This window comes from Rhodobacteraceae bacterium LMO-JJ12, assembly GCA_021555075.1.
In the GTDB taxonomy this organism is placed as follows: domain Bacteria; phylum Pseudomonadota; class Alphaproteobacteria; order Rhodobacterales; family Rhodobacteraceae; genus JAKGBX01.
Genome location: JAKGBX010000001.1, coordinates 357,551 through 369,622, shown reverse-complemented (window position 1 = coordinate 369,622; position 12,072 = coordinate 357,551). Strand labels below are relative to the sequence as shown.

Below are 12,072 nucleotides of genomic sequence, written 5' to 3'. Positions count from 1 at the left end.
ACAGGCCGGCCTCACCCTTTAGCCTATTTAGCCAATCGTCTCGACATATGATGCATCGACCAGCGTCTCCATCGTCACGCCGCCATCCACCAGCCCTTCGGCCTTGAACCATTCCAGCTGATCCGACACAGATGCCATGTTCAGCGCCGCACCGGGATTAAGCCGCATCGTGCCGTTGATGATCGACGGTGCTGCCTTTTCAATCGGTCGGTCGTTGTAGACATAGTTGTGAATCAGCGCGACCATCTCATTCACGCCCTCTTCACCACCGGTCTTTTCGATCATGGCGGCGTTGTAATCATCAACACCTTTGGAATATCCGGCCAAGAAGCTTTTGGTCATCTCCGCCTCATCGCTGGCATTCTTGGCCGAGGTGAAGACGGTCGTGACCTGATAATTCGGCAGGTAATCCGATATATTGCCGATAATATGCACCGCGCCCGATCCGGCCAGCGGCTTGGCAATATGCGGCACGATCGACCACGCATCAATCTGCCCGGATTTCAGCGCACCAATCACGGCACCAACCTTTTGCAGCGGCTTGAAGGTCATATTGGCCCCCTCCGCCGCAGCCACCTTGCTGCCCATATAATGGAACGACGAACCCGCCTGCGTCATGCCGAAAGACTTGCCGTCCAGCATCTTCGGCGTGGTCAACCCGGCCTGAAACGCCGCGTCGCTCGCCAAGATCAACTGCCCGTCAATTCCCGGTTCTTCGCTCAAACTGCCCCCGATCACCTTGATCGCACCCTTATCGGCAAGCGAGATCAGCCCGCCCGAAATCGCCGTAATCGCATAGTCCACATCGCCACTGGCAATCGCCACGGCCATCGGCTGCGCCGCCTGAAAGAACTTCAGCTCAACGTCCAGCCCGGCCTCTTTGAAATAGCCCCGCACAACAGCGACGAAACTGGCTGAATGGCTGGTGAAACGAAGCGCGCCGACGGTGATCTTGCGGTTACTGGCAAGCGAAGGCGTAGCCAGCGCCGAAGCCGCAGCAGCCCCCATCAAGCCCAGCGCGTGGCGGCGGTTAAGATATGTCATGAAATTCTCCCCTTTGATCAAATGTTCTCCGTTGCGGAGTTAATCATTAATGCGGCGATTGCGGAAGGACTAAGGCCTCTTCAATGTGATTTTGAAAACGGCCCGGACGCTGCGATCAGGCGCGTCGTATATGCGTTGTGCCACGCTCCTCGGCCAGCCGAATTTGCTTTTGACGTTCGCGAAACCGCCCCTTGTCATCCTCCGAGGTCTCATCAATACAATGATGACAGCTCACGCCATCTTCATACTCCGCGCGTTGGCGGTCATCCGGCAGAATTGGCCGACGGCAAGCATGACACAGCAGATGTGGCCCTTCCACCAGCCCATGCCCCACCGACACGCGCCCATCAAAGACAAAGCATTCCCCCTCCCAGGTGCTCTTCTGCGCCGGCACCTCCTCAAGGTATTTCAGAATACCGCCTTTAAGGTGATACACATCCTCCACGCCCTGCTGCAAAAGCCAGTTGGTCGATTTCTCACAGCGGATTCCGCCAGTGCAGAACATCGCGATCCGCTTGTTGTGAAAACGGTCCTTGTTCTTCTCCCACCAAGCAGGAAAGTCGCGAAATGTGTCGGTCTCAGGGTCCACGGCCCCCTGAAACGTGCCAATCGCCACCTCATAATCGTTGCGCGTGTCAATCACCGCAACATCCGGGCTGAGGATCAGATCGTTCCAATCCTCAGGCTCAACATAATGCCCGACCGCAGCCTTTGGATCGACGTCGGGCTGCCCCATCGTCACGATCTCTTTCTTGAGCCGCACCTTCATGCGCCGAAACGGCTGCTCTGCCGCCGGGCTGTCCTTCCAGACGATATCGCCAAAACCCGGCAAGGTCTGAATATGCGTCAGAACCGCATCAAGCCCCGGCTTGGTCCCCGCAATCGTGCCATTGATCCCCTCGCGCGCCAAAAGCAGAGATCCGGTAATGCCATTGGCGTTACACAGCTCTTGAAGCGGCCCTTGCACAGCAGCGGGATCATCAATACGAGCGAAATGATAAAGAGCGCGACAAGTAAACATACGGCGCGATTTACGCCCAAACCCCCAACCTGACAAGAGCCACACTCGCGACCGGTTGACCTCGCCCAACCTTACGGCCAGTCTCAGTTGAATGCGTGAGAGGAGAACACCATGAGCGACGCCCTGATTGTGATCGACGTGCAAAATGATTTCTGCCCCGGCGGCGCGCTGGCCGTGCGCGATGGCGATCAGATCATTTCCGGCATCAATCAACGCATGGCCGACGCCGGAACCGTCGTGCTGACGCAGGATTGGCACCCGGCCGGGCACGCCTCATTCGCATCCACACACGCCGGAAAATCTCCCTATGATCTTGTCGAAATGCCCTATGGGCCGCAGGTGCTCTGGCCCGATCATTGCGTCCAAGGTTCAAAGGGTGCCCAGTTTCACCCAAACCTGAAAACCGATCCGGCGGCGCTGATCCTGCGCAAGGGCATGACCCCCGAAATTGACAGCTACTCGGCATTTTTTGAAAATGACCACCAAACCCCAACAGGGCTTGAAGGCTGGCTCAGAACCCGTGGTATTACCCACCTCACACTCGCCGGTCTCGCCACCGATTTCTGCGTGCAATATTCGGCCCTCGACGCCCGAAAACTGGGCTTTGAAGTTGTGGTCGAAACCAGCCTGTGCCGCGCCATCGATCTTGACGGCTCGCTCAACGCCGCCGAAACGGCCATGCGAAACGCGGGCATAACCTTACGCTGAGGGCCTCCCAAAGCTTTTGGCAAAGCGATTGTTTCTCGCATTTTTCCGCAAATAAATTGCCAATATTTTAACTTCTGCATCGCTAGAACAGTGTGATTTCCCCCACCGGAGGAGAGCACGCCTAGATGCTTGTCGGAATACTGGAATCAGATCGCCGTCTTGCGGAGTTTGAACGCCGCAACAGCCCACCTGGGCTGCTGCGAAGCTATGCGCGCGGGCGGCTGAAGCATTTCCTGGTCCGCCAAGTCCTCATGGTGGTGGTCACGGCACTGCTGATCAACCTGGTTTCGCCCTTGGCTGGCTTCGCCGCCGCCCTTCTGGTGCTCACTGGCGAAGCGATTGATTGCCTCTTCCTCTTGAGCATAGAGGCCTTGCTCGCAAGAGGCACGCCGCTGCGCCGCCTCGTCCTTTTCTCGACCGTAACCGCCACGCTCCAAGCCGCCTCAATTGCGTTCGGAGTCGTTTTGGCCTGGCATATGTCGCCCGACCAAGTCGCATCAGGATTTGCAATGGCCTTTTTGATGGCAGCGGTGATCAACGCTGGTATGGTGCTGCCCTACAACCGGCCCGCCACCATCGCGCGGTTTGGCGTCTACGGCCTGACGGGGATTGCCCTGATCCTTGACGCGATCTTGTTGCAACCCGGCCTTCACCCCAAGGCCGCCGCTGATTTGGCCGCGATGACAGTCATGGCGTATCCAAGTTACCTTTTCATCCATCACATCGTGCAAACGCTTCACACCCGCCAACGCAAAAACCACGAACTTCTCGTCTATAGCCGGGATTTGGCACAGGCCAATCGCGACCTCGAAGCCCGCCAGAAAGAGGCGCGGCGCCTCTCTCTGGTGGCCAAACATGCCAATGACAGCGTCATCATTACGGATGCCCAGAGACGCATTCTCTGGGTCAACGATGCTTTTACCCGCCTCTCAGGATACACGCTGGACGAGATCCGGGGGCACGATCCCTCTGATTTCACCAACACTCCGGAAACTTCTGCAAAAGCGTCGCAGGAAATCGCCAGCGCAATCAGTGAAGGCCGCCCGCTCCGCACCCAGATCCTCAATCAAGCCAAGGACGGGCGACACTTCTGGGTTGGCACCAATATCGTGCCGCTTCTGGACGACGCGGGCAATGTCGATGTGGTAATCGCGATCGAACGCGACATCACCGACATCAAGAAACACGAGGCCGAACTGGCCCGCGCCATGGCCGCCAGCGAAGCCGCAGCAGAAGCCAAGGCGCGTTTTCTAGCCACGATGAGCCATGAAATCCGCACCCCGATGAATGGCATCATCGGCATGGCCGATCTTCTGGCTGATGCCGGGCTAAGCCCCGAGAATCGGCAATATGTGAACACTATCCGGCGCTCGGGCGAAGCCTTGCTGACGATCATCAACGACGTTCTCGATTTCTCGAAATTGCAATCGGGCACGCCCACGCTGCATTCGGTGGCCTTCGACGCAAAGGGGCTTCTTGACGATGCAATCACGCTTCTGTCGCAAGAGGCCCGCAAGAAACAGCTCACCGTTGATGTGACAACCCAGGGCGATCTGCCCAAAAAGGTGCTGGGGGATGATGGCCGCCTGCGTCAGATCCTCGTCAATATCATTGGCAATGCCATCAAGTTTACCGAGACCGGCGGCATCTCGGTCACCCTGTCATGCGAGACGGGAAGTGACGCCCACGCCCTCGGTCTGACCATCACCGTGCGCGACAGCGGCATTGGCATCCCCGCAGACAGGCTCGACCAGGTGTTCGATGAATTCGCCCAGTCCGACAGCGCCACCACCCGACAGTTTGGCGGCACCGGGCTTGGCCTGCCGATCTCGCGCCTGCTGGCGCGCGAGATGGGGGGCGATATCACGGCTCAGTCCACCCCGGGCAAAGGCTCGACCTTCACCATCAAGGTCACCCTTGCCACAATCGCCCCCGATTGCGCCGACACGCCCAACGACAGCCACGCACTTGCTGGCAAGGTGGTGCTGGTGGCCGAGGACAATCAGACCAACCGCCTGCTCCTGCGCAAATACCTCAAGGATCAGCAGATCACCTTGCTTTTTGCCCGCAATGGCGTCGAAGCGGTCGAGATGGTGCGCACCCACACCCCTGATATCGTGCTGATGGATATGTCCATGCCCGAGATGGACGGCCTTACCGCCACCCGCCAGATCCGCGCCACCCCCGGCCCACAGCCGCAGATCGTTGCGCTCACCGCCAATGCCTTTGCCAGCGACAAGGCCGCCTGCCTCGACGCCGGCATGGACGGTTTCCTCTCCAAGCCCCTGCGCAAGCCCGTGCTCCTGCATGTGCTGGCCGCGCGCGCCCGCGCCGCAGGCGCATTTTCGCAGCGCAATCCGCCTCCACCTTCGACTGCGACGACACCACCTTTGTGATTAGCAATGGAGCGTCCTTGCGATCTGTCGTAAAACAGGCCCAACAACCGCCAAGAAGGGCTTTGACCATTGGATATTGCGACCCGCGTCTGGAACCACAAATGGAAGATCGACCCCATCGTGCGGTCGCTCATCGACAATGATTTCTACAAACTCCTGATGTGCCAATCGGTGTTTCACAACAAGCCCGACACCCAGGTCACCTTCTCGCTGATCAACCGCACCAAATCCATCCGACTTGCCGAAATCATCGACGAAGGCGAGTTGCGCGAGCAGCTTGACCACATCCGCTCGCTCTCGCTCTCACGCGGCGAATCCACCTTCCTGCGCGGCAACACCTTCTATGGCAAACGCCAGATGTTCCGCCCGGATTTCATGGAGTGGTTCGAACAACTCCGCCTTCCCGACTACCACCTTGAAAAGCGCGATGGCCAATATGAACTCACCTTTGAGGGCAAATGGCACGAGGTCATGCTCTGGGAAATCCCCGCCCTCGCCGTCCTGATGGAGCTGCGCGGCCGCACCGTCCTCGACGGTATGCGCCGGTTCGAGCTGCAAGTGCTCTACGCCCGCGCCATGACCAAACTCTGGGAAAAAGTCGAACGCCTGCGCCCGCTCGAAAAACTCCGCATCGCCGATTTCGGCACCCGTCGGCGTCATTCCTACCTCTGGCAGGACCGCTGCGTGCAAGCGATGATCGAAGGCTTGGGCGAAAAATTCGTCGGCACCTCCAACTGCCACATCGCCATGAAGCGCGATATCGAGGCGATCGGCACCAACGCCCACGAACTCCCCATGGTCTATTCCGCGCTGGCCGAGGATGACGCCGCGCTGGCCAAGGCCCCCTATGACGTGCTGGCCGATTGGCACAAGGAACACGAGGGCAACCTGCGCATCATCCTGCCCGACACCTACGGCACCCAAGGCTTCCTTGACCGCGCCCCCGACTGGCTCACCCAATGGACCGGGATCCGCATCGACTCCGGCGATCCCGCCACCGCCGCCGAAGTTGCAATCAACTGGTGGAAATCACGCGGCGAAGACCCCCGCGAAAAGCTGATCATCTTTTCCGATGGGCTGGATGTCGAAAAAATCGCCACCCTGCATCAGCAATTCTTGGGCCGCGTCAAAATCTCCTTCGGCTGGGGCACGCTGCTCACCAACGACTTCCGCGGATTGACGCCGGATGACGCACTGGCCCCCTTCTCGCTGGTCTGCAAAGCCGTCTCGGCCAACGGCAACCCCACGGTCAAACTCTCCGACAACCCCAACAAGGCGATGGGCCCGGCGGATGAAATCGAGCGCTACAAGCGGGTGTTCGGGGTGGGGGAACAGGAGCGGATGGAGGTTGTGGTTTAAGATGCGTCCATTGACGCGCTGCGGATGTTGACGTTGACGTTGGACGCGTCTATAGATGGTTCTTGAAAGGAGAATCATCATGAGCGCGGGTTATTCAGGCAATGACGTACAAGCATTTCTCGACTACTTGGCCGACAAGGGATTGGGAAAGGTTGGAACAATGCGTGCCCGCAGAATTGCCGTGGGCCGAGTCATGGAAGCCATAGGCGAGGAAGATTTTTCAGATGTTCGGAAAATTGACCTCGACAACATCATGCAGCGGTTTGCTAACTTGGAAGGCGCAAAATTTACCCCTGATAGCCTTCGCACCTACAAATCCAGAGTGTCGACTGCAGTCGCAGATTTTCTTCGCTATAAAGAAGACCCAACAGGTTTTAAGATAACTAGTCAGCGAACCACTAAAAAGACTGCTGCAAGTGATACCGCAGTGCCTGTTCAACCCAAGCCCATTTTTGGGAAAAATAACACTGTTGACGCTGGTCAAATCAATAATTCAAACGGGATTGACGTCTTAGAACTACCGATCCCAATACGCCCAGACGTGATTGTTCGTATAGTTGGTTTGCCCCACGACCTGAAGGCTGGCGAGGCCCAAAAAATAGCAAACGTCATCAATGCGATGACAATGATTGAGGAATAGGCGCTCCCCTCCACAAGGAGTTTGCCTCCGAGCATGGCTCGGGAACCGCGGCGCTGCTGGGACTGGGGTCCAAACCCAGATACCCAGCAGCCCACTAAACCAACTTTGACAGAAACTTCGCTGCAATTCAAAATAAATAAACGAGCGTTAGGCGGGCATTCTGCGCACCTAAAACTGTAGATTGATGGGCGAACGGCCCATCCTACAACCTCCCCCGCAACTTCTTCACCTCTCCCCGCACCTTCTTCGCCTTCAAACGCCGCTCCTTCGACCCCCGCGTTGGTTTCGTCGGCACCCGCCGTTTGGGCTTGACCAGCGCCGCGCGGATCAACTCGACCAGACGCTCCCGCGCGATCTCTCTATTGCGCGCCTGACTCCGGGTCTCCTCGGCGAAAATCACAATCGCACCCTCTTTGGTCCAGCGTCGCCCCGCCAGCCGACGCAGCCGCGCCTTCACCGGGCCGGGCAGATTGGGCGAGCGGTCGGCCTCAAACCGCAGCTCGACCGCCGTTGACACTTTGTTAACGTTCTGACCGCCCGGACCGGATGAGCGGGTGAAACTTTCCGTTAACTCCCAGTCTTCGATTAGGATTTCATCAGTAATTCTTAACGACATTTCTCATTTCCAACGGCAGCCGCGAGTCAGACGCATGTCAGCCGGGAGTCACCCCCACATTTTGCGCCCCAGGGCCAAACATTACCCCACCGTGCGCCCCATCTCCACCAAACAACGAAAAGGGCCGTTTCGGCGAGGAAACGGCCCTTCGAGAATTAAGGAGGTGCTACGGTTAGGTCTCACCAATTTGGGGTCTCTCAAGACCCGAGGTCTGCCTCAGGTCTGCGTCTCCCAAACTGTTCCGACGCGTTTCTCCATGATCTCTTTAGACACAAGAGCACCTCCTTTCATTTGTTTCGCCTACCCTCAGCTTGGCATGAGGAGAGCAGATGTCAAACAAAATCATGTGGTCCGTGCCCCAAGAGTCCCCACGATGATGCGGAACGGCACAAGTGCGATTAAAGAAATGGCAAGTTTGACCATCCAGTCGGCCACCGCAAGACTGACCCAAAGCGGCGCCTCTGGTCCCACCAATAGGAACGGGGCAGGCCCCCAAGCCCAATTGATCGCCGCATCTGCGTTCGCGCCGAAAAGCGTCACCGAAGCGGAAAATGCAATGCTGAAAAACAACGCCGTATCCAGCGCCGAGCCGATGAACGTCGACACCAGCGGCGCGCGCCACCATGCGCCCCCACGGAACCGATGAAACACCGCAATATCAGTCAGTTGCGCCGCCAGAAACGCGATGCCCGAAGCGACGGCTACCCGCAGCGGCACAGCGGCATATTCATACCCGTCGCCCTGCAACATGATCTGCGATCCGATCAGCGAACAGATCACACCGGTGACAAACCCCGCCACCACCACCCGCCGCGCCGGTCCGGGGCCATAGACGCGGTTCATCACATCCGTCACCAGGAAGGCCAACGGATAGGTAAACGCCCCCCAGGTCAGCAGCCCATCAAGCAGCAGAAATTGAACAAGAATATTCGAAACCACCACGATGGCGGCCATGGCAAGAATGCCGGGAAGGTGTTTCATAGTCATGAATATAGCCCGTTTTTAACATGGTTGCGGCGACATGGCTCCCTCTTGGGAACGCGCCGCATCTACCCTGCTCAGTCCGTCTTGGCAAGAGGCGCGGGAAGCGCGTATTCCACAAACTCGGTGCGTTGGAAGAAGCGATAATTGTCATCCGAAATCATCGTGAGACGAATGCGCCCCTGCCCGTCACGCCAGGCCGCGATACCTTCGAGGTTATCGTGCCGTGCCGTGCCGGTAACCAGATGTTCACGTTCATCGTATACACTCGCCTCCGAGATCGCAAAACTGCGCACGCGACTACGGAAACCAACACCGGCAAAATCACGTTCGAGCAAATACAACCGCCCGTCAGGCCCGAAATCGGCACCTACGGGAAGAAAATGCCCCCGCCGCGGGATGACAAGTTTCTTGTCCCAGGTGCCGTTGCGAAAACGGTATAGCGGGAATGGTCGCGTCATCTTGCCCGAGCGTTCGGGCAGCGTATAGAGCCAGCCGCGCCTGTCGATGGCGAGGGCTTCAAGAGAGGAGTTGCCTTGCATGTGCTTGAAATCCGGATGGCGGGGCAGCCGTCTGGCGCGTCCGTCCGGGTTGGGATATGCCCAGACCCGATGCACCCCCTCAAACGAGACGAAGCTGCGCCCGTCGTCGCGAATGGCCAGCCCTTCGGGATCATTCCGCGCCCCGGTCAGGCGTTTCCCATCCGGGTCGAGCAGCGGGTGAATCGCTCCGGCGCGGACCGCTGTGATCACCCCTGCACGGCGTTGCAATCGCCCGTCGACACGAAAACCGCGGTCGGAAATCGCCGTGAACCGGGTGCCATCCCGTGAAAGCTCAAGCCCCGAGAACCCGCCGAATGCCGGGTCGTTCAGCCGCCATGTGAAAGACCCCAGATAGGCCGCGTCTGCACGTTCCTGCCGGGCCTGCCCAGCAAGGCCAACCCCCAGAGCGAGCACCGCGCCTAGCGCGAGCGCAAGACGTCGACGCATTGGCTGGGCAGATCAGAAAGCACCAGTTCACGGCGCTTCTTGGGCTTGTAATTTGGGTCGGGCGGCGGCGGGTTGAGAATGTTGTTCACCCATTCCTGTGCCTCATTACAGCCATCCCCTGCCGGCGGATCGGCCTGATTGACACAGCCGCGCATCCCCCTGGGGCATTTCAGACGAACATGGAAATGGTAATGATGCCCCCACCATGGCCGGATCTTGCTCAGCCATTTGCGATTGCCCTTGGCCCATTTGCACATATCAACCTTGGCCCCCGGAAAGACAAAAATCCGCGCCACCCGGGGGTCCGAAGCGGCCGCCTTGAGAATCTCGCGGTGCTGGTTGCTCCAATCCCCGTTGGTATAGGCGCCTTTGGACCGGCGCATCGAGATCGATGAAAGCTTCTCACGCTCGCCACTCGACAGATCAAGCCGTTTGGGCGGCAGCATCCAGATGTCGACGTCCAGCCCGATCTGATGGCTACGATGCCCGGTCAACATCGGCCCGCCCCGAGGTTGCGAGATATCACCAATATAGAGCCCCTTCCAGCCCGGTTGCCGCGCAGCAAAAGCGGACAGGGTGCGAATGTAGTCAATGGTTTCCGGGTGGCCCCAGTTGCGGTTGCGCGAAAGCCGCATTGCCTGCCAGGTCGGGCCGGTTTCGGGCAAACGAACGGCCCCGGCGATACAGCCTTTGGCATAGCTGCCATGCGGCGCAGATTTTTGCGCAGAGCCCAAGCGTTTGGCTCCGAAAAGCTGTTTGGCCTGCTTTTCCGCCGCGATGGCCGGAAACGCGATGGTAAGGCTCAGAAGTATGGCGGTTAGGTAACGGACCATTTGGCGTGCTCTCCCTCGGGTTTGACCCATATTAGCAGGATCAGCCCGACAAGAAACAGCCCTGCAATCGGCATAATCCCGATTCGCTGGCTTCCGCTTATGTCCGAAACCACGGCGATCAGAGCAGGCGCGAGGAAGGTGGTGGCCTTGCCCGACAACGCATATAGGCCGAATGCCTCGGTCATACGTTTGGGGTTCGATTGCCACACGACCATGGTGCGGCTGGCCGATTGCAGCGCGCCTCCCGCCGCCCCGATCAACCCGCCACAGACGAAAAAGGCAATATCGGGCAATTGTGATTCGGGCCCAACCGCCATGCCAAAGACACTCTCGCGCGAGATGAGGATGATAGCGATCGACGTGGCGACCAACACAAGAATACAGGTGATAATCACCGGCTTGGGGCCAAAGGCACGATCAGCCTTGCCACCGATCCAGGCAAAAAGCGCCCCGGCAAGCGCGCCAATGATGCCGAAAATACCGATTTTCATGATCGGCCAGTTGAGCACACCCGAAGCGTAAATGCCGCCGAACGTGTAAACCCCGTTGAGCGCATCGCGATAGAGCATTGATGATCCAAGATAGGTCAGCAGGCTGGGATGACGCGGCAACGCCCTGAGTGTTCCGCCAAGGTCTTTCATCGCCTTGCCGAACTTGTAACGCTCATGCAGCGGATCTTTTACGTCCCGCACCCAGAGGAAGAACGGGATCATAAACACAACGTACCAGACCGCCGTCAGCGGCCCCACAGCGCGGGTATCGGCACCCGTGGCCGGATCAAGACCAAGAACGGGTTCGATCCCCAGCATGGTGCGCCCGTCTCCGCCCGCCTGAAACAGCAACAGCATAATGGCCAATGCCACCACACCGCCAATATAGCCAAAGGCCCAGCCAGAGCCTGAAATCTTGCCGATCTCCTGCTTGTTGCCCAGCGTCGGCAGCATCGCATTGGTGAAAATGGTGGCAAACTCCATCCCGATCAGACCGACACCAAACAGAATCAGCGTGCGAACCACGCTGAATTGCTCGGGCGCGGTATACCAAAGCGCGCCCGAGCCCAGCACATAGAGTGCCGAGAACAGCCACACCCATGGCATCTTGCGTCCCGTGCTGTCGGCAAAGGCCCCCAGGATCGGCGCCATGACGGCAATCAGTATGCCCGAAACAGTCAGCCCATATCCCCAATACGCTTGAGCCTGCGCCTTGGCCAAGGAAAGCTCCATGCCCTGAGCGACCAGGGTTTCGCGAACCGTCTCGGCGAAATAGGGGCCGAAAATAAAGGTGAGTACCAAAGTGTTGTAGGGCTGGCTCGCCCAATCAAAAAACCACCAGCCCCAAATGCGCTTTCGCGCGGAAACCATCCGCATTTCCCACTCCCCATTTGCAAGGCTCAGTTAGACAGACTTAAGGATTTGCTGGCAAGGATTAGATTCACCGGGTTCAAGGCGGCACCCTTGCCCTTTCGCGGCCCCGCGCTTACGTGTT

General features: G+C 58.5%; 11 protein-coding genes. 4 read left to right on the top strand and 7 right to left on the bottom strand.

Annotated elements, in window-relative coordinates; genetic code table 11:
* Nucleotides 1–27: 27 nt before the first annotated feature.
* Nucleotides 28–1,044 (bottom strand): ABC transporter substrate-binding protein, encoded by a 1,017-nt coding sequence (locus tag LZG00_01775; GenBank protein ID MCF3592722.1) that lies wholly within the window; start codon nucleotides 1,042–1,044, stop codon nucleotides 28–30.
* A 115-nt stretch (nucleotides 1,045–1,159) separates the two neighbouring features.
* Entirely contained in the window at nucleotides 1,160–2,065 is a 906-nt protein-coding gene (locus LZG00_01770) for a rhodanese-related sulfurtransferase (GenBank protein ID MCF3592721.1), read from the bottom strand.
* Nucleotides 2,066–2,176: 111 nt separating this feature from the next.
* Here LZG00_01770 and pncA point away from each other — a divergent pair, with 111 nt between their 5' ends.
* From pncA to LZG00_01750, 4 genes are all read left to right on the top strand, one after another.
* A complete protein-coding gene (gene pncA / locus LZG00_01765) occupies nucleotides 2,177–2,773 on the top strand; it encodes a bifunctional nicotinamidase/pyrazinamidase (protein ID MCF3592720.1) in 597 nt (198 codons plus the stop codon).
* 125 nt (nucleotides 2,774–2,898) lie between these two features.
* The gene (locus LZG00_01760; GenBank protein ID MCF3592719.1) at nucleotides 2,899–5,169 is read left to right on the top strand and encodes an ATP-binding protein; all 2,271 of its coding nucleotides are present in this window, start codon (nucleotides 2,899–2,901) and stop codon (nucleotides 5,167–5,169) included.
* A 69-nt stretch (nucleotides 5,170–5,238) separates the two neighbouring features.
* Entirely contained in the window at nucleotides 5,239–6,528 is a 1,290-nt protein-coding gene (pncB, locus tag LZG00_01755) for a nicotinate phosphoribosyltransferase (GenBank protein MCF3592718.1), read from the top strand.
* 79 nt (nucleotides 6,529–6,607) lie between these two features.
* Nucleotides 6,608–7,168 carry a hypothetical protein gene (locus tag LZG00_01750; GenBank protein MCF3592717.1) on the top strand — a complete coding sequence of 187 codons (561 nt, stop codon included), beginning with the start codon at nucleotides 6,608–6,610 and terminating at the stop codon, nucleotides 7,166–7,168.
* 202 nt (nucleotides 7,169–7,370) lie between these two features.
* Here the strand turns inward: LZG00_01750 and arfB are convergent, their stop codons facing one another.
* The 5 genes from arfB to LZG00_01725 form a co-directional block, all read right to left on the bottom strand.
* The gene (arfB, locus tag LZG00_01745) at nucleotides 7,371–7,784 is read right to left on the bottom strand and encodes an aminoacyl-tRNA hydrolase (protein ID MCF3592716.1); all 414 of its coding nucleotides are present in this window, start codon (nucleotides 7,782–7,784) and stop codon (nucleotides 7,371–7,373) included.
* Nucleotides 7,785–8,126: 342 nt separating this feature from the next.
* Nucleotides 8,127–8,771, bottom strand: a complete 645-nt coding sequence (locus tag LZG00_01740) for a queuosine precursor transporter (GenBank protein ID MCF3592715.1) — start codon at nucleotides 8,769–8,771, stop codon at nucleotides 8,127–8,129.
* A 71-nt stretch (nucleotides 8,772–8,842) separates the two neighbouring features.
* Nucleotides 8,843–9,754 (bottom strand): esterase-like activity of phytase family protein, encoded by a 912-nt coding sequence (locus LZG00_01735; GenBank protein ID MCF3592714.1) that lies wholly within the window; start codon nucleotides 9,752–9,754, stop codon nucleotides 8,843–8,845.
* The gene (mepA, locus tag LZG00_01730) at nucleotides 9,727–10,587 is read right to left on the bottom strand and encodes a penicillin-insensitive murein endopeptidase (protein MCF3592713.1); all 861 of its coding nucleotides are present in this window, start codon (nucleotides 10,585–10,587) and stop codon (nucleotides 9,727–9,729) included. Before mepA ends, LZG00_01735 begins: the two co-directional genes overlap by 28 nt.
* Nucleotides 10,572–11,954, bottom strand: coding sequence for an MFS transporter (locus LZG00_01725; GenBank protein ID MCF3592712.1), 1,383 nt, complete (start codon nucleotides 11,952–11,954; stop codon nucleotides 10,572–10,574). The genes mepA and LZG00_01725 overlap by 16 nt, the downstream gene beginning before the upstream one ends.
* Nucleotides 11,955–12,072 lie beyond the last annotated feature (118 nt).

What these genes read in the sequence shown, in the direction of transcription:
- LZG00_01750 (MCF3592717.1), top strand. Translation starts at nt 6,608, where the DNA reads ATGAGCGCGGGTTATTCAGGCAATGACGTACAAGCATTTCTCGACTAC.
- LZG00_01735 (MCF3592714.1), bottom strand. Translation starts at nt 9,754, where the DNA reads ATGCGTCGACGTCTTGCGCTCGCGCTAGGCGCGGTGCTCGCTCTGGGG.
- pncA (MCF3592720.1), top strand. Translation starts at nt 2,177, where the DNA reads ATGAGCGACGCCCTGATTGTGATCGACGTGCAAAATGATTTCTGCCCC.
- LZG00_01740 (MCF3592715.1), bottom strand. Translation starts at nt 8,771, where the DNA reads ATGACTATGAAACACCTTCCCGGCATTCTTGCCATGGCCGCCATCGTG.
- arfB (MCF3592716.1), bottom strand. Translation starts at nt 7,784, where the DNA reads ATGTCGTTAAGAATTACTGATGAAATCCTAATCGAAGACTGGGAGTTA.
- mepA (MCF3592713.1), bottom strand. Translation starts at nt 10,587, where the DNA reads ATGGTCCGTTACCTAACCGCCATACTTCTGAGCCTTACCATCGCGTTT.
- LZG00_01775 (MCF3592722.1), bottom strand. Translation starts at nt 1,044, where the DNA reads ATGACATATCTTAACCGCCGCCACGCGCTGGGCTTGATGGGGGCTGCT.
- LZG00_01725 (MCF3592712.1), bottom strand. Translation starts at nt 11,954, where the DNA reads ATGCGGATGGTTTCCGCGCGAAAGCGCATTTGGGGCTGGTGGTTTTTT.
- LZG00_01760 (MCF3592719.1), top strand. Translation starts at nt 2,899, where the DNA reads ATGCTTGTCGGAATACTGGAATCAGATCGCCGTCTTGCGGAGTTTGAA.
- LZG00_01770 (MCF3592721.1), bottom strand. Translation starts at nt 2,065, where the DNA reads ATGTTTACTTGTCGCGCTCTTTATCATTTCGCTCGTATTGATGATCCC.